We start from the raw sequence: 23,044 nt of genomic DNA, 5'->3' as shown, positions 1-23,044 counted from the left end.
TCACCAGGCCCTCAGGGGCTCCCCCGCCACGAGCCGGGAGGTGAAGCCGTCCGGGCCGACAGCGGGTTCGCCCAGCAGGGTCACGCGGTGCATGACGCGGTCCACGCCCAGCTGGGCGAAGTCCGTCGGGGCGAGGTGGCAGGTGGTGCGGTTGTCCCAGAAGGCGATGCTGCCGGGCTCCCAGCGGAAGCGGACCGTGTACTCGGCGCTGGTCAGCTGCTCGAAGAGGAGGTCGAGCAGGCGGCGGCTCTCCAGCTCGGAGAATCCGACGATGCGGGTGGTGGAGCCCGGGCTCACGAAGAGGGCCTTCTCGCCCGTCTCGGGGTGCACGCGGACCACGGGGTGCACCGCGACCTGCGGATCCTCGCAGTAGATCTTCAGGATCTCGCGGTCGCGCTCGTCGGAGTGGCGCAGATGGACACCGGTGAAGAAGGCGTGCTCGGCCTGGAGCGAGTCGAGCAGGTCGCGCAGGGGCCGGGACAGGCCCTCGTACGCGGCCACGGTGTTCGTCCACTGGGTGTCGCCGCCGAACTGGGGGGTCGTCTCGGCGCGCAGGATCGATGCGTCGGGCGGGTTGACGGCCTGGGTGAGGTCACTGTGCCAGCCCGCGAGCGGGGAGACCCATTTGCGTCGGTAGTGCTCCTCGAAGTCGCTGCCGTAGCGCTCGACGTCCGCCTTCGGGTCCACGGTGAGAATCTCCGGGAAGCCGTCGGGCGCCACCCCGTGCTTCGTGCCGGGGCGCCGGGTCAGTTCGCCGAAGCGCCGCCCGAACGCGATGTGCCGGGCGTGCCCGATGTCCGGGCCCCGGAAGAAGACGACGCGATGGGTGAGGAGGGCCTGCCGGATCTCGGCCACCGAGGCGTCGTCGAGGTCCCCGGTCAGGTCGGCTCCGGTGATCTCGGCGCCTATCCGGCCGGCGATGCGACGCACACGGATGCGGGTGGCAGGCGTGCTCGTTGCCATGGACAAGGTCATGGTTCCGCCTTCACTGTGACACTTGCGAGGAGTTGGCTGGGGCTCAGCCGACGTGCACCGCCCACTGCATCCACAGCGGCAGCAGGAGCAGCGCGGCGACCGAGCTCTTGATGACGAGCGCTGCCGACATGTCGACGCCGATGTCGTAGCGCTGGGCGAAGATGAACAGGTTCTGCGGGGCCGGCATCGCGGCGATGAGCACGAGGTACTGCAGCCAGCGGCCGTCGATGCCGAAGACGGTGGCGCAGACGGCCCAGGTCATCAGCGGAAAGACCAGGCACTTGAAGGTGATGAGCCCGATCTCCTCCCGGGTCGTGCCGCGCACGGAGAGACCGCTGCCGCCCAGGTGCAGGCCGAGGGCGAACAGCGCGACGGGCGACGCGCTGTCTCCCACGAACGAGAAGCCGTCGAGGAGAGGTTTCGGGACGTGCAGCGACAGCAGGTTGAGCAGAATGCCCGCGTTGCAGGCGAGGACGACCGGGGTGACCAGGGAGGCCCCGACGGCGCGCAGGAGCAGCCGGGGGCCCGCCTCCTGAGCGGCGTCGCGCTCCGGCCGCCCCAGCTCCATGATCGAGATGATGACGAGGGTCAGGACGCAGACCTGGAAGAGCAGGACCGGGAAGATCGGGGCCGCGTTCCCGAAGAGCGTGATGAAGACGGGTACGGCGAAGTAGGCCGTGTTCACCTGGACACCGGCCATGATGCGCAGCGCGATGGCGCGGGGATCGCGCTCGCCGCCGAGGCCCGCGAGGACGCCGATGGTGAGCACCGCGAGGGCGGCCGTGGTCGCGTAGGCGAGGATGGCGCGCCAGTCGAACAGGGCGCCCAGGTCGCTGCTGTAGATGTTGCCGAAGAGGTAGCAGGGGACCGCGAAGAGAAACGCGTAGTCGACGAAGACCCGCGAGCTGTCGGCGGGCACGACCTTGCGGCGCGCGAGCAGCACTCCGCAGCCGAAGGCCAGCACGACGGGTACGAGTTTCTCCAGCGCGGTCAGTGTGCCCATGGACGTACGGCCTCCCCGTGGTCGGTGAGCGCACGGTAACCGCTGATCAGCCGACGGATCACGGAGTTCCCGCGCGGCTCGTACGTGTGGTCGTCGATCCGCGCGACCGGCAGCAGCTCGCACGCCGTCCCGCAGATGAACGCCCCGTCCGCCTCCCGTACGAAGGCGGGACTCAGGTCCTCCACCGCGCAGGGGATGTCCTCGGCGCGCGCCAGTTCCAGGACCCGGGCGCGGGTGATGCCGTCGATCGTGCAGCGGGTGGTGGGGGTGTGCAGGGCGCCCGCCCGGGTGAAGAAGATATGGGCTCCGGTGGCCTCGGCGATCATTCCCGCGTCGTCCAGGAGGAGCGCGTCGTCGTAACCGGCGCGCAGCGCCCGGTTCTTGCTGACCGTGCCGGTCATGTAGTTGCCGGCGGCCTTGCTCTTGACCGGCGCGAACAGGGGCGAGGGCCTGCGGTACTCGGCGGTCCGCAGAGCGATGCCCCGGTCGAGGGCGTCGGCGGCCGCGTAGTAGCCGACCGGGATTTCCCAGGCGGCGACCGAGGTGTGCACGGTGGTGTGCAGTGCCGCGGTCTGGATGACCTCCGAGCCGCGCCACGCGTTCATGCGGACGTACCCGTCGCGGATGCCCGCCGCGGCGACGACGTCGACGGTCGCTGCGTGCAGCACCTCGTCGTCGTACTCCAGGTCGAAGTCGAGGATGCGTGCGGAGGTGCGCAGCCGGGCGATGTGCTCGCGCAGCAGGAACGGGGTGCCGCCGTAGACGCGTACGCCCTCGAAGACGCTGCTCGCGTAGTGCAGTCCGTGGCTGAGGACGTGCAGCCGCGCCTCGGCCCAGGGGACGAGGGAGCCGTCGCTCCAGATCTCTCCGGTGCGCCGGTCGAAGGGGAGCGGGGACGCCTCGGGGAGCGGGGATGCCTCGGGGCCCACGGTGGTCACCTCACAGCGCCAGGTCGAAGAGCGGGTGCTGAAGGTCTCCGACGAGGGCGACGAAGCGGCGCTCGTGCGGTGTCACGCTACGGACCGAAACACCGTGCAGGGCAAGGGGGTTGATGGGGTACATCACCAGGACATTGCTGTCGTAGGCGATGGTGCCGACCTCCTCGACGTAGCGCGGGTCGATGTCGAAGCGGTTGTCCCCGTACTCGGAGGCGCTCGTGGTGAACCGGTGGGCGCCCTCGCGGTACTTGTAGAGCTCCAGGTGGCCGCCGGTGGCGTCGTCGTCGGGGTGCTTCATGTAGAAGAGCCCGCCGAAGAGCTTGTACGGCTTGTCGACGTGGGGGCCCCGGTACGACGAAGGACGGCCGGAGACCGCCGAGTTGATGACGGCCGTGCAGTCCATGAGGATGTCATGGGTCGCGAACGTGTCGTGGTTGCGGCGGCCCACGCGCAGCGAGCCCAAGGGGCCGCACTTCGCCTCGGCGTCCGGAAGCGCGGCGATCAGGTCGTCGCGAAACAGGTCGAGGAACTCACGGTAGAACTCCGGCGAGGCGTTGCGGGTGACGAAGTCCTTCCACACCGGGGCCATCTCCCCGTCGTCCAGGATGTGCTGGGACATGTAGTTGTAGCGCTCGTTCGAGGTGATCGGCTTTCCGATGCGGGTGCCGATGTACTCGGCGGTCGGCATCGTGGTGGCGAGGGCCTCGTACAGGTCCGGACTCAGCGGGTTGTGCAGCACGATGTGCGGGAACGGGTCGCGACGGATGTCGGCCCTGGTCGCCTTCGCGAGGAGTGACTCGACGGTGACGGTGGCCTGTTGGGCGTTCGGCATGGGTGGGCTCCTTGAACGTGCGGCGGCTTACGGTCGGAGGCTTCTGGTGGCGAACCAGGTTTCGAGGATCAGCAGGGACCACAGCACCTCGGCCGCGTGGGCGTCGGGGCGCTCGGTCTGCAGCCGGAACAGCTCGCGCACGGTGTCGCGGCGGATGTAGGCCTCACAGCGGGTGTGCGGTCCCAGCAGCGTGTCGCCGATCAGGTCGTACAGTGCCTCGCCCGGCCTGATCATCGCGGAGACGGGCAGGGTGAACGGCTGCTTGGGCCGCTCGACGACGCTGCGGGGAACCCAGCGGCGGGCGGCCTCGACGACCGGCGCCTTGACCGTCTCGCCGACGACCTTGAGTCCGGGTGGCAGGGCGTGGGCCAGGCGCATCACGGAGGGCTGGAGGAACGGGATCCGCGCCTCCACGGCGTGCGCCATGCTCAGATGGTCGACGCGGCGCAGGATGTAGTAGGGGAAGCGGGACTCCTGGTCGTGGCGCAGGAGCGCCTCCAGCTTCTCGTGCCGGCCGCCACGGACGCGCCGGTCGAGTTCATCGCCGTTGGCGTCCCCGAAGTAGCCGTTTCCTTCGCGGAGTTGGACGAGGTAGTCGCGGGTGTAGAGGCGGGCCAGGGTCGCGGTGCCGGCCGCCGCCATCGTGTCCTGGTAGGCCCGGTGCCAGGTCGCGCTGTCGTCTCGGGCCGCCTTGACGAAGCGGGTATAGCCTCCGAACAGCTCATCGGCGCCGTCACCGGTCAGGGCGACCTTGAACCCGGCCTCGTGGACGGCCTCGAACAGCGCGAAGGTGCTCAGGCTGTGCGGGGCGTTGTTGGGCTGGTCGAGATGGCGGACGAACCGGTCGATCAACCCCGGGAAGTCGGCGGGGTCCACGACGACTTGGTGGTGGCGGGTACCGCAGTGCGCGGCGACCTCACGGGCGTAGTGCCGCTCGTCGTCCGGCCAGTCGCCGCGGTAAGCGATGTTGAAGGAGTGCACCCCGGGCACGGTGGCGGCCGCCAGCGCCGTGAGGTAGCTGGAGTCGAGGCCGCCGCTGGTGATGACACAGACCGGCACGTCGGCGTCGAGCATGCGGGTCAGTTCGTCGCGGAGCGTGCCGTCGAGGAGTTCTGCGGCCGGGACTCCCTCCTCGATGACCATGGCATCCAACTGCCACTGCGTGAGGGAGAGTTGATCCCCCTTGAAGCACAGCACGCTCCCCGGCGGCAGGGTACGTACGCCGGTATGGATCGTGCCCGGCCCCCAGACGGCCTTCCCGCCCAGGTACCGGTCGATGGCGAGGGGGTCGACGGCGGCCGGGAAATCCGGAAAGCGGCTGAGAGCCTCCATCTCGGAGGCGAAGCAGAGTCGGCGTCCGTCGGCGGAGAGGTAGTAGAAGAGGGACTTCATGCCGGCGTGGTCGGTGAAGAGCTTCAGGCACGGCTCGGTGGTGCGCCGGTCCACGATCGCGAGGGCGAACATCCCCTCCAGGCGCCGGACGAAGGCGTCGCCGTACCGTTCGAACAGCGGCAGCAGGACATCGCCGTCGCAGTCACCCCGGAACTCGTAACCATGGGCGGCGAGTTCGGCGCGCAGCTCCCGGTGGTTGTAGATCTCGCCATTGAAGACGCACGTCATGTCGCCCAGGACGTAGGGCTGTCGGCCGTGGGTGACACCTTGGACGGCGAGGCGGTTGTTGCCGAGTGCCCAGCCGTCACCTCGCAGCAGGGTCTGGGCGTCGGGGCCGCCATGACGCAGGCCTTCGGCGACCCTGTGCAGGACGTCGGGGCCGACGCGCTCGCCGCCGAAGCTGCCGTAGATGCGACACATCCGCAGTTCCCCCCGGTCACCCGGCGACGGGCACGTGGTGGCGCCCGGCCGGTGTCTGGCGGGCCGTCGGCAGATGGCGGTCCAGGAACTCGGTGACGATCTCGACCTGGCGCAGGATGTCGTCGAGCTGGCAGGGCGTGGGGCTCACGCCGTGGCCCTCGAGGGCGCTGTTGCCGGTCTTGAGGTAGACGGGGGCGGCGACACGGACGAACTCGGGTGCCTCGTAGGTGCGGACGAATCCGCCGGACAGTTTCGGGTTGTCGACATGGCAGTCGAGCGGGATCGTCACCGCCTCACGGATGGCCGCGATCATCGGCAGCGGCAGATCGCGCACCGGGTTGAAACTGTTGGCGCCGAGCATCTCCAGCATCTGGGCGGAGGCGGCGTTGCCGTGACCGCAGTGGGCGGAGATCTTCAGATGGATGTCGGCGGGCAGTTCGCCCGCGGTCCGCATCCGGTGCAGCACCCACAACAGGCCCTCGTCGTAGACGACGAAGCCGCGCACCCCGGCCTCGACACCCCGCTTGACGTCCTCGATCGCCCGGACGACCTGCTCCTGCCCGCGCAGCCGGTAGCCGATGCGGGCGCCCTCGGGGGTCTGCACGCCCGCCCCGATGTCGTACGCCGCCCGCGGCCCGACCGACATCAGGATCTGGGCGCCGTACTCCTCTCCCAGTTCGGCGTACGCGCGCAGTTCGCGGGCCGTGTGGCGGTACATGCCCCGGGTCTCGGTGACGCGGTTGATGGTGAAGCCCCGGCGACGGCTCTCCGACAGCAGAGTCTCCGCCGCCTGGGCCGAGTTGACGGTGGGAACCTCGATCCGGAAGTGGCAGCCGTCGTCGAAGGTCAGCTCGGAGTCCGCGACGGACTCCCCGTCCCCCATGGGCAGTCCCAGCCGGCCGAGCTGGGCCCGGGTCTCGTTGAAGAGGGAGGTCACCGTGCTCACCTCGTCACCTCGATCCCCAGCTGCTCCGCCGCCCGCGCGACGATCTCCTCCGCGACGCCGATCGAGGTCGCGTGGTCGGGGTGCACCACCTGCACCTCGCCGAAGTTGCCGAGATTGCCGCGGCAGGGCGCGAGGACGTCGCCGTCCGGGAAGTTCAGGGTCAGCGCGTGCAGGACCTCGCCGTACTCGTGCGCCCAGTCCAGGCTCGGCGGCGGCCCCGCCGGCTTGGGGACACGGTCCGCGGCGCCGAACCAGCGGACGGTCGCATAGCGGTCGAACGCGATCTCGCCGACGTCCACCTCCTCATCGAGGTGAATACGGACGAGCAGCTCGAACGGGTCTCCTCCGCCCGCGAGTTGGAAGAGATTGGGCAGGCAGGAACCCATCAGGCGCGGGTTGAGTTCGATGAGCCGGGGGCGGCCGTCCTCACCCAGCATGATCTCGACGTGGAAGATGCCGAGCCGCAGGTCCACGGCACGGACGGCCGCTTCGGCGAACTCCATGACCCGCTCGTACAGCCCGGCGTCGATGGCCGCCGGGATCGTGGTCCCCACCTCCAGCGCCTCGTGCCGGTGCCAGGTCTTGCGCTCGCTGACGGCGAGACGGAGGAAGCGGCCGTGGGAGAGCCCGATCTCGGCCGAAAGGAACCGGCCGGTGAGGTACTCCTCGACGAGGACACCGTCCTGGTAGGGGGCCCGGCCGGGCCGCACGTGCCGCCACAGGTCCCACAGCCGGGCGCGGTCGTGGACGATGTGCGCGCCCTCGCTCGCCGAACCACTGGCCGGCTTGAGTACGACGGGGTAGCCCACCTCGGCGGCGAACGCGGCGGCCTCGACGTAGCCGCCGACGACGGCGTGCCGGGTGGAGTCGACCCCGGCTGCCGCGAGGGCCTCGCGGCAGCGGTGCTTGAGCTTGGCGGTCGCGGCGCCGTGTGCGCTGGTGAACGGGATGCCGAGTTCCCCGGCGATCCGGGCGACGGGGACGACCAGGGCGTCGACGGTGGCGACGAAACCGTCGATCGGCCGCTCCTCGTGGATGCCGGCGACGCAGGTGCGCAGTGCCTCGACGTCGGTCGCGTCGTCCAGGACGTGCACCGTGTCGACGTACTCCTGGTAGGGCGAGGTCGTGAAGTCGATGTGCTGGGACCGCTCCATGCGCAGCGACCGGATCAGCGTCACCTCGTGTCCGAGCCGCTTGGCCGCCCGGAACGCCGGGGCGTTGCCGGTCTTCCAGGTCACGAACACCACATGTCGGCGCCCGGCGGCCGAATGCCCACTGACGGGGCGCCCACTGGCCGGGGTCCCACTGGCTGGGTCTGTCATCGGACCTTCCTTGTGAATCTCTGGCCTATGCGGACGAAGCCCGGGGTGCCGGTCCCGGGCGTGGGGATGAAGGAGATGGATCCGGCGAGGACGTTCTTCTGCGACATGGAGGTGAACCCACCGGCTCCGGAGGAGACGAGATCGCCCTCGTCGAGGAGCTGCCAGCCGCCGTCGCGGCGCCGCTCGGAGTAGGCGTAGCGAAGGCGCTCGGGGCCTGGCAGGACCTCCAGCCGGTAGCCGTCGGAGGCGTAGACGCCCACGCAGTCGTCGAGCTCCATGCCGAAGCCGCGCCCGGTGCGGATGAGGCCCTCCCCGGTGAAGGCGCGCAGCAGGTCCTCGTACAGGCCGAAGGCGGGGTAGGCGTTGGCCAGGAGCAGAAGAAAGGAGCGCTCTTCGGGGAAGATCTGGATGAAGTTGTGGTGGCCGCTGCCGTTGGAGTTGAAGCCGAAGGCGGTGGGTCCGAACATCAGCCAGCCCAGTCCCCAGGCGTGCATGAAGTGATGGCCGGGAACGTCGATCTGCGGGGTGCGCATCTGCTCGGCCAGCTCGGCGGAGAGCAGCCGCTCGCCGCTCTCGGTGACGCCGTCGTTCAGGGCGAGCAGGGCGATACGGGCGAGTTCGGGGAGGGTGAGACAGATCGAGAACGATCCCGCGGCGTCGTCGGCGATGGTCTGTGGCCCGGGTGCGTGCCGTACGTACCGCCCGCTCGTCTCGCTCCACAGATATCCGGTGGATACGTCGCCGTAGTGAGCCTCCGCCGTTCCGCTCTCCGGGATCTCCTGGATGCCGAGCGGGGTCAGCAGCAGCTCGTTGAGCGCCCGCCGCCAGGGCATGCCGAGGAGCTTCTCGATGAGACCGGCGACGATCGAGGTCGCGCACGCGGAGTAGGCGAAGACCTCGCCGGGTTCGAAGAGCTGCCCGTACGCGCGGAAGGTCGCCAGGTAGTGGGCGAGGTCCTGGTGGTCGGTGTCGTGCCAGACCTCGTAGGAGTCGTCGATTCCGCTGGTGTGGGAGAGGAGTTGACGGAGCGTCACAGACACCGTACGGCCGTCACGTCGTACGAACGCCTGCGGAAGGTGACCGTCGAGGGGGTCGTCGAGGCCGATGAGCTCCCGGTCGACGAGGCGGAGCGCGACGAAGGCGAGGAGGGCCTTGGTGACACAGGTGACGCGCTGCCGGGAGGCCGCGCTGCGGGCGGGGCCGGTCTCCGTGTCGTCGGTGCCGTGGTAGGTGAACTCCAGTGTGCCGTCGGCGTACACGGCCGCCGCGGCGGCGGGAACCCCGTGCCCGTGTGCGGATTCGTGCAGGGTCCGGGCGACCGCGCGCAAGCGCGTGGCGGTGTCGGTGGCGGACTGGCCGGCGGGCGTCCGCTCGCGGGCGCGGCGCAGCAGCGCGGCCTGGGCGGCGAGGGTGCGGTTCTCGTGGATGTCGGCCACACGGATGGTCGCCCCGCTCTCGTCGCCGAGACGGGCGGCGAGCAGGGTGGCGAGCAGCGAGTGGCCGCCGACGGAGAAGAAGTCGAGGTCCGGGGCGAGTCGGGACAGCCCGAGGAGGTCGGTCCAGACGCGGGCCACGACAGTCTCGTCCGGGTCGTCGCCCGCGTACCCCGTACCGTCGGCGGTTCCCCAGTCGACGGTCCGTGCGGCCAGCGCCTTGCGGTCGACCTTGCCGTTGGGCAGCCGGGGCAGCCGGTCCTCGACCACGATCTTCGCGGGCTGCATGTAGTGCGGCAGCTTCCGGCGCAGGTGGGCGCTCATCGTGTCGACGGTGACAGGATCGCCCTCCAGACCGACGTGGCAGACGAGGAGGGTGTCGTCCCCGCGGCGCACCGCGAGGGCGGCGACATCGCGCAGGCCGACCGCCTCCCGTAGCACGGCCTCGATCTCGCCCAGCTCGATCCGGAACCCGCGCACCTTGACCTGGGTGTCCTTGCGGCCCATGAAGCGCAGCTCGCCGTCCTCGGTCCACTGCGCCAAGTCACCTGTGCGGTAAAGGGTGTTGACGCCGGGGTGGGCGAGGCGGGCCGGGGTGGGCACGAAGGCCGCGGCGGTGCGTTCCGGGTCGTTGATGTATCCGGTGGACAACCCCGCACCGCCCAGGTGCAGTTCGCCGATCGCGCCGCGCGGCACCGGGCGGCCGGCGGGATCGAGCAGGTACGCCACGGTGTTGGGGAGCGGCACGCCGATGGTGGGCTGGTCGGTGAGCGGTCCGGTGAAGCACTTCCACGTCGAGTACGTGGTGTCCTCCGAGGGCCCGTACAGGTTGAAGACCCGCCGTGCGGAGGTGCTGTCGAAGGCCGCGTTGACCAGTTCCCTGGCGAGCGGTTCGCCCGCGACGTTCAGGACGACGGTGGACGGCGGCACGGCCGAGCGCTGGAGCAGCACGTTGAGGGCGCTCGGCACCGTGTTGACGAGGGAGGGCCGCAATCCCGGGTCCTCCGTCAGCGCGAGCACATTGTCGACGACCACGACACAGCCGCCCATGGTCAGCGGGCACCAGAGCTCGAACACCGACAGGTCGAAGTTGAGGGAGGTCGCGAACAGCACACGGGAGACGTCCTGTTGGTCGTACGTGTCCCACGCCCAGGCCAGCAGCGCCACCACGTTGCGATGGCTGATCACGACGCCCTTGGGCAGCCCGGTCGACCCCGAGGTGTAGATCATGTGGGTCGCGCTCTCGGGACTCACGGCGACGTCCACGGGGTCGGGCCGTTCGCCGCGCGCCTTCTCCCACAGCTCGGACCACGGCAGCGGGGTGGCGCCGACGGTGTGGAGCCACTCCCCCGCCCCCGCCGGGTCGTCGAGGACCACGGCGGTCATGCCGGCCGTGGCCGCGATACCGGTGAGCCGGTCGGCGGGGTAGGCCGGGTCCAACGGCACATACGCGCAGCCCGCCTTGTGCAGGGCCAGCAGCAGACAGACGGTGTGGTGGGTGCGGGCCGTCGAGACGCCGACCCGTGCGCCGGGGGCGACGCCGTGGGCGAGCAGGGCGCGGGCGATCCGGTTGGCCGTCGCGTCGAGTTCGCGGTACGTGAGGACGGTGCCCCGCCACTCCACTGCGGGCGCGTCGGGGGTGCGCGCGGCCTGGGCCTCGATGTGCGAGTGCAGCGAGGTGTCGCGCGGGTAGGGGCGGGCGGTGGCGGTGGCCTCCTCCAGGAGGAAGCGGGTCTCCCGCTCGGACAGGTTCAGCTCGTGGACCGGCGCGTGGGGGCGGCGGGCGCCGTCCAGGAGCAGGGCCTGGTGGTTGGCGGCCATCCGGGAGACGACCTCGTGGGGGAAGCGGTCGGGGTCGTAGTGGAGGGTGAAGCGGGCGGCGGGGGCGACTTCGAGGAGCAGGTCGAAGTCCCTTGATATCGCCGGGATTTGACCGGATCCCGAACCGCTGAGGAAGCCGACGCGCAGTCCGTTGCCGAGGTCCGCCGTACCGCGGGGCCGCGGCTGCTGTTCGAGGGAGGCGGCCAGGTCGGCGAGACAGGTGTCGGTGCCGACCCTGGAGCGGATGACAGCCACACCCGCCGGGTCGAGCACTCGGCCCAGCGCGATGTCGTTCTGACCGCTGTAGCGGTGGATCAGAACGGCGAAGGCGGCCAGGGACAGCTCGGTGAGGTACGCGCCCGCCTCCAGGGACCAGGAGAACACCGCACGACGGACACCGGTGCTGTTGCCACCCCCGGTGACGGGCATCCGGAGCGCGGGCACGGCACCACCGGCCGAGGGTTCGGGCTTCCGCGCCGCGTGCACCGCGACGGCGAGCGTGTCATCCACGGGCTTGACTCCCTTGCTCCGTACGGGACTTGTGTTGCGCGCGAGACGTCCTGGAGGGGTGGGCCGAGCTCAGGGCGCGCATCTGTGGCCGACGACATGGACGTACCGGAGAAGCGGTCGCTCACACCGTCGCCGGGACCGCCCTCGCCTTGTCGCGCCGTCGCGCCAGCGCCACCACCGACGGCATCGCGGAGCCGAGCGCGGCGAACCCGGCGGCCATCACCAGCCACCCGACGGTGCCGTGCTCGATCGCCAGCCAGGTCAGGAGGGCGGGCGCAAGCATCTTGCCGATGTCGGCGCCCATGGCGTACGTGCCCTGGTACTGGCCCTGGACGCCTTCCGGGGCGAGCCCGAAGGAGATGCCCCAGCTGCCGGCGGACTGCCTGACCTCGCCCAGGACATGGGCGAGCGCGCCGAGGACGAGCAGGGCCGAGGCGAGCGGTGCCGGGGCGCCCTCACTGAGGGCGAAGACCAGGCAGGCGGCGCCCAGGCACCAGGATCCGGCGCGGGAGGCACGTGCCGCGCTCGCGGGTTCGTCCGTGTCCCGGGCGGCCCTGACCTGGAGCAGCACCACCGACACGGTGTTGGTGAGCAGGATGACGGCGATCATCCAGCGCGGGGCGTGGGTGTGGCGCAGGACCCAGAGCGGGAGGACGACGTCCAGGAGGAGGTTGTGCATGGACAGCAGTCCGTCGAGCACGACGAAGGCGAGGAAGGGGCGGTCGCGCAGGACCACGAGGGCGGGGCCCGGCCGGGCGGGCTGTGGTGGTACCGGCGGGAGGAGGAGGGTGAGCAGGCCGGTGGTCAGATAGGTGAGCGCATTGAAGACGACGGCCGCGCGGTACGCCGCCGGGGTCCCCACGGCGAGCAGGGCGCCCGCGATTCCGGCGCCGACCGACACACTGACGTTGCTCGCGGCGCGCAGATGGGCGCGGACGCTCACGCGCTCGGCGGCCGGGACCAGTCCGGCGATCATGGCCATCCGGGCGCTGCGGCTGGCGCTGTAGGCCACCGCCTGTACGGACATGACGGCCACGTAGGCGCCGAATCCGTCGACGACGAGGAGCGCGGCGGTCAGCGGACCGAGCGCCACGAACGACCAGATCTGTACGGCGCGCGGGCCGACCCGGTCGGCGAGGTGTCCGGTCGGGGTGCTCAGCGCCAGTGCCACCGCGGCGGCAGCCCCGGCGCCGAGCCCGAACTGACCGGGCGACAGCCCGAGTACGGCCGTCGCGTAGACGGCGTTGAGCGCCATCCACAGGCCCTGGCCCATGGTGTGCACCAGGGTGATTCCGGTGAGGGTGCGGGCGGGGCCGCGCGGCGGCAGGACTCGGCTCAGCACACCCGCACCGCCTCGCGCGTTCCGCTCCACGTCAGGGTCTCTGACATCGCACCGCACCTCTCGTTCAGCGCCATTGCCAACGATGGGTTGCGAAACCCGGTCCCCAGGGTCTCCGGGAGGGACCAGAATTCCGTACGCATTGAATTCTACACACGTTGACTTCTACGGCAAACCCGTGCGGCGCAGAGATTCCTGACGAACCGTCAGAACAATTTGGTGCCCTTGAGCCTCGCCTTGACCGCCTCGCGTCCGTTGCCCAGGACCAGCCGGCGCACCACGGGGTCCGCCTCCGTGGCTGCCCAACGGAGCATCCTCAGCAGGGTCTTGGGGCTCGGGTTGATGAAGCGCACCTCGCGCTCGGCGTACCCGAAGTGCTTGGGCACGAAGTCGGCCGCGAGGAGCCGCTCGTACAGCAGGTCCGCCGCGTCCGGGGCGGACACGGCACCGGCCTCAACGGCCTCGCACTGCTTGACCATCGTCTCGTACAGCTCGGCGAAGCCGTCGTGGTCGGGCCAGTACAGGCCGGGATACGGGACGTCCTCCAGGTCCACGAAGTGGCGGTCGCGGCCGTCCTTGCGGAACTTGGTGAGCGCGGTCTGCATCCGGTACACGCCCGCGTTCGCGCCCCAGGCCCAGATCCTGAAGACCGCGCTCCACAGGTCGTAGTCGCACCAGGAGATGAAGGCCGAGTTGACCAGCGAGTCGTTGTAGTCGAACAGCGACTGCTGGAGCCGGTCCACCGGCGCGAACCGTTCACCGGAGAAGTCGTCGTCCTTGACCGCGCTCAGCAGCCGCCAGGCCAGCACGTTCAGGGCCTCGGTCGTATTGGACAGGCCGCGCGAGAAGAGCGGGTCGAGGAAGCCGGCCGCGTGCGAGAGCAGAAACCAGCGGTCGCCCGCGGTCTGCTTGGAGGAGTACTGGAGGCGTCCGGTCGAGGTCCATTCCCGTACCGCCTTCATGCCCTCGAACTGCCGGACGATGTCCGGGAAGGGCGCGGCGAGCCGGTGAAAGTCCTCCTCCGGGCTCACCCCTTCCGGCTTGGGGAAGCGGCGCGGGTCGACCGTCATGCCGACGCTGCACAGCGGGTTCTTGGACCACTTGTTGTTGTTGAAGCCGATCACCCAGGCCCAGCCGCGGTCGAACATGTGGTGGACGGTGCCCTCGTACCAGGGCACGGGCGGCCGTTGGCTGTCCGGAAGGTGGTCGAAGAGCCGGTCGGTCGGGGTCAGGTCGACGACGTGGTTCCAGATCGAACGGGAGTGGTGCTTGAACCGGCAGGGGTCCTCCCGCAGCCCGAACTTGTCCGCGACCGGGGAACGGAATCCGCTCGCGTCGACCAGATAGCGGGCCCGGTACTCGCCGTCCTTCCCGGCCAGGGTGACACCCGAGCCGTCGAAGTCGATGTCGGTGACGAAGAAGTTCTGCCGGGCCTTGCAGCCGTACTTGACCGCCACCTGGAAGAGGTACGAGTCGGTGTCCTGGCGGAACAAGTGGGCTGCCTCGTGCAGCAGTTGGGGCGGGGTGTTGAACTCGTTGACCTCGCGGGGGTTCTGCGGGGCACCCTCGTGGTGGAGCAGGAACCCGAAGTGCCGTTTGACGCCGAAGCGCGGCCCGATCGTCCGGGTGGTGTCGGTGAACGAGGCGAGCGCGGCGATCTCCGGCACGTCGTAGCGCTCCGCGAGGGTACGCAGCGACACCAGGGTGAACGGGATCGTCGACTCGCCGATCGCGAACCGCGGATGCGAACCGGCGTCCAGCAGCAGGACCTTGGCCCCGTTCCGCGCCAGGATCGCCCCCAGCAGCGATCCGGCGACGCCCGATCCGAGGATCGCGACGTCATAGGTCTGCTTCTCCAGCGCGGTCACGCTCTCCGGCGCGGTCCTCTTCCCCCGTTCGGTCCTCTTCTCCCGTTCGGTCTTCTTCTGCGGCTCAGAGTTGCCCGTTGGTTTCACGTGCTCTCTCCTTGTCGTCGGTCGGACAGGACTGTGGCCGGCACACGGCAGCCATATGTGCCTTGCGACCGTGCGACCGGCATGGGGAGACCGCGCGGCCGGGCCCTCGTCCGCCGGACGGACCCGGCCGCGTCAGTGGGGGCGGCGCGCGCCGCGCAGACGCTCCCTGATCAGCCCGCCCATGGCCCCCTTCAGCAGGGCGCCGACCTCGTCGGGAGCGTCGGTGCGAACCCACCTGGCGGCCCGCACGATGCGCGCGGGAGTGTTGTGGAAGAACCGGTCGGCCGGGTCCCCCAGGCCGAGGGACGGCGGAAGGTAGTCCGCCTGCCGGATGGCGTCGAAGATGCGCTCCGCCGCCGACCCGGACGTGCGCGCGCCGGCCTCCACCTCCTCGCACAGGGTGCGGGTCAGCGGCCCGAGGGCGTTGTAGTGCGCGCTCCCGGGGAACGGCGATCCGGGGTGCCGGGTGTCCTCCAGATCCCGGAAGACGGAGTCGTCGCCGCTCCGGCCGTAGCGGGCACACGCGTTCTCCACGGCGAGCGCGCCGAGCACGGTGCTCACCGTCCAGGTCCGGACGACGGCGTTGAACAGCTCGAAGTCGCGGAAGGACACGAAGGAGGCGTACGCCAGATCGTCGTGCGCGTCGAAGAGGGCCTGCTGGAGGTCCTCCACGTACTGGAACCGCTCGGTGGACCAGTCGCCGTCGCGCGCCGCGTCGATCAGGCGCCGGCCGAGCGCGTTGACGACCTCGAGGCTGTGGGCGAGACCGCGCGAGTAGAGCGGGTCGACGAAACCGGCGGCGTGGGCGACCAGGCAGTAGCGGTCGCCCACGACACGCTTCGAGGAGTACTGCAGCCGCCCGGTCGAGGTCCAGGGCCGGGACGGCATGGCATGCGTGAACTGCCCTGCCACATCGGGGAATCGGCGGAGGAACGCATCGAACTCCTCCTGCGGCGACAGTCCGGAGACGGGGTGCCTGCGCGGGTCCAGGGTGAGGCCGACGCTGCACCGGCTGTTGGCGGAGCGCGGCTGGTTGCCGAAGGGGATGACCCACAGCCAGCCGCCGTCGAAGACGTGGTGCAGGGTGCCCTGGTGCCAGGGGCTGGGCTGGTCGTGCTGCCGCCCGGCCGGCGTCTCGTCGTACGGGGTCACGCCCGTCATGTGCGTGAAGAGCGTGCGGGACTGGTGCCGGGCCCGGCTCGGCTCCTCCCGCAGCCCCAACTCCCCGGCCAACAAGGCCCGATGACCGCCCGCGTCGACCACATACCGCGCGGCGAACTCGTCACCGCTCCCGGTGCGCAGGGTCACTCCGACGTCCGGGTCGATATCCACACCGTCCACCCGGGAGCCCGTGCACACCTCGGCCCCGTACTGCCGTGCGACGCCCAGCAGACAGGCGTCGACGTCCTCCCGGAAGAGGTGGGGCACGGGCGGTACGACCGAGGGGTTGACGACCTGGTAGACCTCCCCCGGATGCTGGCGCAAGTGCTCGCGGTGGTGGACGAACCCCATGTTCCGCATCACCCCGCAGTTGGCCGACACCTTGCCCTGAACTGCCTTGAGGCTGGTGAGGTGTTCGACCTCGGGCACGCGGTAACGCCGGGCGACCACACGGGCGAGTGCCGCGGTGTACGGAACCATCGACTCGCCCACCGAGAAGCGCGGGGACGTCTCCTCCTCGACGAGAAGCGTCCGCACCCCGTTGCGCGCGAGCACCGCCGCGAGCAGTGAACCCGCGAACCCGCCGCCGATCACGGCCACGTCGTACACCGTGCGCGAACTGTCCTTGCCGGTCACGTCCACGTGCCTCACCGCCGCCCGGTGGCCAATAATTCTCGATGCGTTGAATTCTACACATGGTGACTTAGTCGGTAAAGGCCGCCGGCGGCACGTCCGTTCGGCGTGGAAGTTGGCGAGCCGAGCGCCGCTCGCGCGCAGGCCGCGGCCGGTGCGCAGGCGCGGTTCGGGACGGTGGACTGCCGGGAGGTCAAGTGCATCGCGCTGACCTTCGACGCCGGGCCGAGCGAGCACTCGGCCCGGCTGCTCGACATCCTCAAGGAGAAGCAGGTCCCGGCGACCTTCTTCCTGCTCGGCAAGCGGCACATCGAGAAGTACCCCGAGCTGGTCAAGCGCATGGCCGCCGAGGGGCACGAGGTGGCCAGCCACACCTGGGACCACAAGATCCTGACGCGGATCACGCCGGAGCAGATACGCGAGGAGCTCAAGAAGCCCAACGACGCGATAGAGAAGCTCACCGGGCACAAGCCGACGCTGATGCGACCGCCGCAGGGGCGGACCAACGACACGGTGCACAAGATCAGCCGCGAGCTCGGGCTCGCGGAGGTCCTGTGGAGCGTGACCGCCAAGGACTACCGGACGAGCGACCCCGAGCTGATACAGAAGCGCGTCCTGGAGCAGTCGTCCCGCGACGGCATCATCCTGCTGCACGACCTCTACCCGGGCACCGTGCCCGCGGTGCCCGGGATCATCGACGCGCTGAAGAAGCGGGGGTACGTGTTCGTGACCGTGCCGCAACTGCTGGCACCGGCGAAGGCCAAGCCCGGTACCGTGTACCGACCCTGACGAATAGTCAGCCCAAGTCTTCTACGGGGAATCAGCCGAACCGGACCGGCAGTGTCCGGTAGCCGTGGCCGATGAACGACTCCGCGAGCCGGGCCGGCCCCTCGGAAGCGTCGAGACTCAGCCCGGGGAAGCGCTCGAAGAGGGCCGGGAGCGCGACGGACGCCTCCAGGCGGGCCAGCGGGGCGCCGATGCAGTAGTGGACGCCGTGGCCGAAGGCGAGGTGCTCCTTGTCGGCGCGGGCGATGTCGAAGCGGGCCGCGCTCTCACCGTGCCGCAGGGGGTCGCGGCCGGCCGCCGCGTACGTCGCCAGGATCGCGTCGCCCCGCGGGATCAGCGAGCCGTCGGGGAGCTTGATGTCCTCGACGGCGTACCGCAGCGGAAGGTTGGCGATCGAGGGGGCCCAGCGCAGGGTCTCCTCGATGACGTCGCTCCAGGGGATCTCGCCGCCGAGGACGCGGGCGAGCTGGCCGGGGTGGCTCAGCAGGGCGTGCACCGCATTGCCGATCAGGTTCACGGTCGTCTCGTGACCCGCGCCGATGACAAGGAGGAGCGTGTCGATCAGCTCGGTCTCGGTGAGCCGGGAGCCCTCCTCGTCGCGGGCGGCGATCAAGGCGGTCGTCATGTCGTCGCCGGGCTGCTCGCGCTTCAACGCGACGAGTCCGGCGAGCAGTTCGTGAATCTCCCGGTAGGTGGCCATGGCCTGTTCGGGGGTGAGGGTGGTGTCCATGTTGGCCTCGATGAGCCGCGCGATGTCGGCCCGCTTGTCCTCGGGCAGGCCGAACAGCTCGCAGATCACCCGCATCGGAAGCGGGTGCGCGTACGCGGACCGCAGATCGGCCCGTCCGCCGGGCACCTCGGCCATGCGGTCGAGGAGGGTGGCGGCGAGTTCTTCTACACGGGGCTTCAGGGCGTCCGTACGGCGTTTGGTGAACGCGGGCGAGACGAGCTTGCGCAGCCTGCGGTGGTTGGCGCCGTACGCGGTGAACATGTTGGTCACACCGACCCAGAGGGTGATCCAGCTCTCGCGGTACTCGCCGTCGATCCACGCGGGCCAGTGCTGGTTCGGGTCCTTGGAGACACGGTCGTCGGCGAGGAGTTGCCTGAGGATCTCGTACTGGGTGGGGGCCCAGGCCCGTATCCCGCCAGGGAGTTCGACGAGAGCGACGGCACCACGTTCGCGCAGCCGGTCCGCCTCCCCGTGGAGGTCGGCGCCTGCGGGGTCGATGACGTAGGGCTGGTCCGGCACGTGGTCTCCTGTCGCGGGGTCGGTCACCAGGCGAGGTGCAGCGCCTCGGGCGATCGGTGGATCATCGTGGGACGCATGATAACCGGGGAGTGGTCCCCGGAAAGCCGCAGTCCCGGCAGCCTGCGCGTCAACACCTCGAGCGTGATGCGGAGTTGCTCGCGAGCGAGCTGCGATCCGGGGCAGCTGTGCACGCCGAAACCGAAGGCGAGATGGCGGCCGGGGTCGCGGGTGATGTCGAACTCGTCGGGCCGCGGGTGGCGCGCCCCGTCCCGGTTGGCCGCGCCGAAGGCGACGAACACGCTGGAGTCCGCCGGGAGTTCGGTGCCCGCCAGGGTCACGGTACGGGTGGTGACGCGCCGGAAGCCCTGCAGTGCCGTGTCGTAGCGCGCGGCCTCCTCGACGGCCGCCGGAATGCGGTCGGGTTCCGCGCACAGGAGCTCCCACTGGCGTGGATGGCGCAGCAGGTGCAGCACCGTGCTTCCGATGAGCGCGGTGGTGGTCAGATGGCCCGCGATGAGCAAGTTCTGCAGATGCGCGACGAGTTCGTGCCGCTGATCGAGCGTCAGCTCACCGTCACCGGGGGCGAGGGAGTCGATGAGTTCGTCGGCGAGGTCCGCACGCGGACGGTCGCGACGCTCGCGTATGAGCGCGTCGAGGATGTGCTGCATCGTCACGACGTCCTGGGCAGCGGCCACTTGCCCGTCCTCGTCCAGCGGGCGGAACAGCAGCTCTTCGGCGCGGTGGCCGCCATGGACTACGGCGGGTACGTCTTCGGGATCGAACCCGACGATCCGCCCGATGACGTCGCCCGGTAACCGCCGTGCGTACGCGGACATCAGCTCGACGTGACCGTCCTTGGCGAAGGCGTCGACGAGCGCGGCGGCGCGCTCGGCGGCGTACGGGAGGGCCGCCGCGACCCGCGCGGGCGACAGGCCCCGGACGATCGGGGCGCGCAGCTCCTGGTGCCGGGCCCCGTCGGAGGTGACGACGACCGGCCGGCCGCCGAATCCGCCGCCCAGCACGGCCAGCGCGGCGGGCGACGGCAGCACGTCGGGTGTGAGCGCGTTGGCCGACGAGAAGTCCTCCGGCCGCCGCAGCACCTCCCGTACATCCGCGTCCCGGGCCACCAGCCAGGCGTCCAGCTCGGGCACCCGGACGAGTCCCTCGGTCTGCCGTGCCCGCGTGTAGTGCGGGTAGGGATCGCGCTGCAACTCGTCGAGCCTGCCGTGCAGTTCATGGTCCACGGGGGCGCCCTCCGGCCATGGGTGCGGGGTCGCGCTCATGGTGCCGCAGGGTGGGGCGGGGTGGTAGGGCGCCTCCGGCCAAGAAAGGTCAACGAGGGTCGAGGAGGGAGGGAGGTGCGGTGTCAGAACACGACGGTCCAGCCCTCGCGGGCGGCCTGCTGGGCGGTGTACGAGACGCCGTGCACCTTCAGGCCGTCGGCGCCGAGCAGGGTGATCTGGCCGCCGCTGTTGCCCAGTTGGACGCCGTCCGCCAGGGAGGCCGACAGGCTGGCACCGGGGGCGAGCTGACCGGCGGGCACCGGGCAGGTGTGGCCCAGGCGGTCGGCGATGCGCCAGCCCGTGAGGTCGACCGGGTCGGGTGAGGCGTTGATCAGCGTGACGTTCTCGGATTCGGGCGCCGGGCCCCGCGGATTGACCAGGGCCGCGACGATACGCACCGGCTGGCTGCCCGGTTCGGGGCGGGAGCCGCCGCCGTCCGGGACGATGGTGTGTCCGGTGACGTCGTCCGTGTGCCAGGACTGGCTCTGGAAGGCGAGGAAGACGCCGACCCAGCGCGACTGGGCCGGGAAGTGGATCAGCAGTCCGCCGTCCTGCCAGACCCCGTCGTCGTCCTGGAAGCGGGCGCTGTTGCCCTGGTTCATATGAATGTCGTGCACGCCGTTGCCGGGCAGGAACCCGAAGACCTTGTCCCGGACGCTGGGCTCGGGGCCGAAGCGCTCGCCGAAGACGTACAGCCGGGCGGCCGGGTCGTCGACCGCGCGCCGTACGTAGTGGTCGAGCAGATCCGCCAGGTCGTTGTCGGGACCCTGCACGTCCGGTGGCAGCGTGCGCATCTTCGCCGGGTCGAAGAGATTGCCCCGTACGAAGTCGAGGTTCGGGCCGCCGGGTCCGGGCGGCAGCGTGTTCCAGCCGGAGGTCAGGCCCTCCAGGTGCGCGGTGACCGGGTGCTGAAAGTCGTCGTTGACGAGATAGAGCAGCTCGGACGGCCGCTCCTGCGACTTCACGTTGACCGACGCCCGGTAGTGCGTCCCTTGATCGTCCGTCAGATGGATCTGGTAGTGCGGGGTGTCGACGGAACCCTCCCGGCGGGTGTCGACCGCCCGTGTGACCAGTACGCCGTACGCCTTGAGCGGCATGGTGACCAACTTCCCCCTGGGGGCGGGCGCCGTCGCTCGCCCCATGAGGGAATGGTAGGGCGATGACGCCCGATATCGGGTGGTTGCGTGAGAATTCACTGGGCGTTCGACTGCCTACGATCACCTGGTGGTCCTCTTCCTGCTGCACCGCGCGTCTCCCCTGCCCGTCGACCGGAGCTGGCGGCGCCTCACCGACTGGCCCCGGCACGCGGATGTCGTCCCCCTGACCCGGGTCACGGTGCTCACACCGCCGCCGACACGGGTGGGCACCTCCTTCGTGGCGCGATCGGGGGTGGGGCCCGTGGCGTTCGACGACCCGATGGAGGTCGTCACATGGCAGCCGCCGCGGGACGGCGGGCCGGGGTGGTGCCGGCTGGTCAAGCACGGCACCTTCGTCACGGGGTGGGCCGAGATCGAGGTGCGGCCGGTGGACGGCGGGGGCTCGCGCGTGGTGTGGCGGGAGGACCTGAGGGTGCGATGGCTGCCCGGGGTCGCCGATCGGCCGCTGCGGTGGGTGGCGCGGTGGATGTTCGGGCGGGCGGTGGAGGCGTTGCTGCGACGTGACGATGGAGAGGGGGACGCCGGGGACGCCTGACCGGGCGAGGCAGCCGCCCGGCCAGGGGGAAGCCGACGCCTCACGGAGGCGGGGCTGCCACCCGGCCGAGGCGAGGCCGCCTCCCTTCCGAACGTCAGCGCAGGATCGGCGGATTGGCGAACCGGACCAGCTCCAGGGCCTGCCCGGGGAACCAGTCCCCCGCGTCCGGGTCGATCATCCCGCGCTCCGGATCCTCGGGCCCCGCCGTACCGCGCAGACACAGCCCGTCCGACTCACCGGGCGTCTTGATCCACAGCCGGGCGTCCTGCAACGGGTCACCGGTGCGCAGGGTCGGGCGGGCACCGAGGCCCCGGTTCGGCGGATTGCACCAGTCCTGCGCGTCGGTGTACTTGCCGGCGGGCGGAGTCCAGGGCCCTTGCCCGTTACGGCTGGAGTCGGTGACGAAGTGCTTCATCCGCGACGGGGGCGTCTTCACATGCGCGTCGAGCCAGGCCTGCGCGTCGGCCCGTGGCCACCACTGATGCGGACACTCGGCGACGTCACCGCCCCCGTCCACATACGCCAGACACGATGAGATCAGCTTGCCGTACCAGGAGTTGGCGTCGTCGGTGTTGTAGTTCGAGGCGTTGGTGTAGAAGCCGGAGGCACGTGCAACGCCGCCCTTGATCAGCCTCGGCACGATGGAGTTGACGGTGTGCCAGCCCGGATGCCCGGTGTCGAGATAGACCCGGGTCCCGGCCAACGGCTCCAGCTTGTCCACCGCGTAGTTGACCTCCACGTACCGTGCGGCGGTCTTCGTCCCCTGCGCGTCGTCCTGCCCGCAGTCGGACGGCAGCAGCGCGAGGGCATCGGGCTCAAGGGTGACGAGGGCGTCACGCCCCCCGATCCCCCGCGCCACGGCATCGATCCAGTCCTTGTACTCCGCCGTGTCGGCGGCACCGCCCGCGGAGTAGTTGGAGCAGTCGCGGCCGGGGATGTTGTACAGCGCGAGCACGGGGATCGCGTCCTCCTTGTCCGCGTCCCGCACGACTCCGCGGATCAGCTGCTCCACCTGGGCGGGGCTCTGATCCCCGAACCACACGGCCTGCGGGGTGTTCACCATGGCCAAGACGCCTGCCGCGTCGAGGAATTGGCCGGCCCGGGCGAGTTCCAGGGCCTGGTCGTACGCCGCCGGGTTGGCGTCGGGGACATACAGCGAGGGGCCGCGGTCCACCGGCTCCGCGGCGTGCGCCGATGGTGCGACGAAGAGGGCCGCCAGCCCGACGGACAGAGCGGCAAGCCATGTTGGGGTACGTCTCATCCGGGTTCACTCCTGGATCGCAACGGTCACGAGGGACTTGCGGGAGCGCTCCCATGGGAGATTCGTCGAGGGTCATGCTCGCGTCAATACCGA

Annotated in this window: 17 protein-coding genes; 2 read left to right on the top strand and 15 right to left on the bottom strand. The window is 70.4% G+C overall.

What is annotated here, in order from left to right:
* The 11 genes from AB5J50_RS39150 to AB5J50_RS39100 form a co-directional block, all read right to left on the bottom strand.
* A complete protein-coding gene (locus AB5J50_RS39150; RefSeq protein ID WP_369263415.1) occupies positions 1 to 963 on the bottom strand; it encodes a TauD/TfdA dioxygenase family protein in 963 nt (320 codons plus the stop codon).
* A 55-nt stretch (positions 964 to 1,018) separates the two neighbouring features.
* On the bottom strand, positions 1,019 to 1,978 hold the full coding sequence (locus AB5J50_RS39145) for an AEC family transporter (RefSeq protein WP_327432777.1): 960 nt from the start codon (positions 1,976 to 1,978) through the stop codon (positions 1,019 to 1,021).
* Complete coding sequence (locus tag AB5J50_RS39140; RefSeq protein ID WP_369263414.1) at positions 1,966 to 2,907, bottom strand: aminotransferase class IV; 942 nt, start codon at positions 2,905 to 2,907, stop codon at positions 1,966 to 1,968. The genes AB5J50_RS39145 and AB5J50_RS39140 overlap by 13 nt, the downstream gene beginning before the upstream one ends.
* A 10-nt stretch (positions 2,908 to 2,917) precedes the next feature.
* Positions 2,918 to 3,748, bottom strand: a complete 831-nt coding sequence (locus tag AB5J50_RS39135; RefSeq protein WP_369263413.1) for a hypothetical protein — start codon at positions 3,746 to 3,748, stop codon at positions 2,918 to 2,920.
* A 27-nt stretch (positions 3,749 to 3,775) separates the two neighbouring features.
* Entirely contained in the window at positions 3,776 to 5,560 is a 1,785-nt protein-coding gene (asnB, locus tag AB5J50_RS39130; protein WP_369263412.1) for an asparagine synthase (glutamine-hydrolyzing), read from the bottom strand.
* Between the two features lie 16 nt (positions 5,561 to 5,576).
* On the bottom strand, positions 5,577 to 6,506 hold the full coding sequence (locus tag AB5J50_RS39125; RefSeq protein ID WP_369263411.1) for a peptidase: 930 nt from the start codon (positions 6,504 to 6,506) through the stop codon (positions 5,577 to 5,579).
* A complete protein-coding gene (locus AB5J50_RS39120; protein WP_369263410.1) occupies positions 6,503 to 7,828 on the bottom strand; it encodes an ATP-grasp domain-containing protein in 1,326 nt (441 codons plus the stop codon). Before AB5J50_RS39120 ends, AB5J50_RS39125 begins: the two co-directional genes overlap by 4 nt.
* Positions 7,825 to 11,592: an amino acid adenylation domain-containing protein gene (locus AB5J50_RS39115; protein WP_369263409.1), complete on the bottom strand. Its 3,768-nt coding sequence runs from the start codon at positions 11,590 to 11,592 to the stop codon at positions 7,825 to 7,827. Before AB5J50_RS39115 ends, AB5J50_RS39120 begins: the two co-directional genes overlap by 4 nt.
* 121 nt (positions 11,593 to 11,713) lie before the next feature.
* Positions 11,714 to 12,934, bottom strand: coding sequence for an MFS transporter (locus AB5J50_RS39110; protein ID WP_369263408.1), 1,221 nt, complete (start codon positions 12,932 to 12,934; stop codon positions 11,714 to 11,716).
* Positions 12,935 to 13,137: 203 nt separating this feature from the next.
* Entirely contained in the window at positions 13,138 to 14,886 is a 1,749-nt protein-coding gene (locus AB5J50_RS39105) for an NAD(P)/FAD-dependent oxidoreductase (RefSeq protein WP_369263407.1), read from the bottom strand.
* Positions 14,887 to 15,018: 132 nt separating this feature from the next.
* Positions 15,019 to 16,698 (bottom strand): NAD(P)/FAD-dependent oxidoreductase, encoded by a 1,680-nt coding sequence (locus AB5J50_RS39100; protein WP_369263406.1) that lies wholly within the window; start codon positions 16,696 to 16,698, stop codon positions 15,019 to 15,021.
* Between the two features lie 90 nt (positions 16,699 to 16,788).
* Between AB5J50_RS39100 and AB5J50_RS39095 the strand changes: the two genes are divergently transcribed.
* Positions 16,789 to 17,469, top strand: a complete 681-nt coding sequence (locus AB5J50_RS39095) for a polysaccharide deacetylase family protein (RefSeq protein ID WP_369263405.1) — start codon at positions 16,789 to 16,791, stop codon at positions 17,467 to 17,469.
* Positions 17,470 to 17,500: 31 nt separating this feature from the next.
* On the opposite strand, the gene AB5J50_RS39090 is transcribed toward AB5J50_RS39095, so the two are convergent.
* The 3 genes from AB5J50_RS39090 to AB5J50_RS39080 form a co-directional block, all read right to left on the bottom strand.
* Positions 17,501 to 18,715, bottom strand: coding sequence for a cytochrome P450 (locus tag AB5J50_RS39090; RefSeq protein WP_369263404.1), 1,215 nt, complete (start codon positions 18,713 to 18,715; stop codon positions 17,501 to 17,503).
* 23 nt (positions 18,716 to 18,738) lie between these two features.
* The gene (locus AB5J50_RS39085; protein WP_369265634.1) at positions 18,739 to 19,959 is read right to left on the bottom strand and encodes a cytochrome P450; all 1,221 of its coding nucleotides are present in this window, start codon (positions 19,957 to 19,959) and stop codon (positions 18,739 to 18,741) included.
* A 122-nt stretch (positions 19,960 to 20,081) separates the two neighbouring features.
* On the bottom strand, positions 20,082 to 21,095 hold the full coding sequence (locus tag AB5J50_RS39080) for a DUF2278 family protein (protein ID WP_369265633.1): 1,014 nt from the start codon (positions 21,093 to 21,095) through the stop codon (positions 20,082 to 20,084).
* Between the two features lie 127 nt (positions 21,096 to 21,222).
* On the opposite strand from AB5J50_RS39080, the gene AB5J50_RS39075 reads away from it, so the two are divergent.
* The gene (locus AB5J50_RS39075) at positions 21,223 to 21,690 is read left to right on the top strand and encodes an SRPBCC family protein (RefSeq protein ID WP_369263403.1); all 468 of its coding nucleotides are present in this window, start codon (positions 21,223 to 21,225) and stop codon (positions 21,688 to 21,690) included.
* Between the two features lie 94 nt (positions 21,691 to 21,784).
* Here the strand turns inward: AB5J50_RS39075 and AB5J50_RS39070 are convergent, their stop codons facing one another.
* Complete coding sequence (locus AB5J50_RS39070; protein ID WP_369263402.1) at positions 21,785 to 22,951, bottom strand: glycoside hydrolase family 6 protein; 1,167 nt, start codon at positions 22,949 to 22,951, stop codon at positions 21,785 to 21,787.
* Positions 22,952 to 23,044: the final 93 nt, after the last annotated feature.

Source organism: Streptomyces sp. R35, from assembly GCF_041053035.1.
GTDB lineage: Bacteria > Actinomycetota > Actinomycetes > Streptomycetales > Streptomycetaceae > Streptomyces > Streptomyces lutosisoli.
Note: the sequence above shows the minus strand (reverse complement) of the source record. Positions and strands in the feature narration are given on the sequence as shown.

Excerpts from the sequence above, each read along its gene's own strand:
- AB5J50_RS39150 (WP_369263415.1), bottom strand. The coding sequence starts at position 963 with ATGGCAACGAGCACGCCTGCCACCCGCATCCGTGTGCGTCGCATCGCC.
- AB5J50_RS39145 (WP_327432777.1), bottom strand. The coding sequence starts at position 1,978 with ATGGGCACACTGACCGCGCTGGAGAAACTCGTACCCGTCGTGCTGGCC.
- AB5J50_RS39135 (WP_369263413.1), bottom strand. The coding sequence starts at position 3,748 with ATGCCGAACGCCCAACAGGCCACCGTCACCGTCGAGTCACTCCTCGCG.
- asnB (WP_369263412.1), bottom strand. The coding sequence starts at position 5,560 with ATGTGTCGCATCTACGGCAGCTTCGGCGGCGAGCGCGTCGGCCCCGAC.
- AB5J50_RS39120 (WP_369263410.1), bottom strand. The coding sequence starts at position 7,828 with ATGACAGACCCAGCCAGTGGGACCCCGGCCAGTGGGCGCCCCGTCAGT.
- AB5J50_RS39080 (WP_369265633.1), bottom strand. The coding sequence starts at position 21,095 with ATGCCGCTCAAGGCGTACGGCGTACTGGTCACACGGGCGGTCGACACC.
- AB5J50_RS39070 (WP_369263402.1), bottom strand. The coding sequence starts at position 22,951 with ATGAGACGTACCCCAACATGGCTTGCCGCTCTGTCCGTCGGGCTGGCG.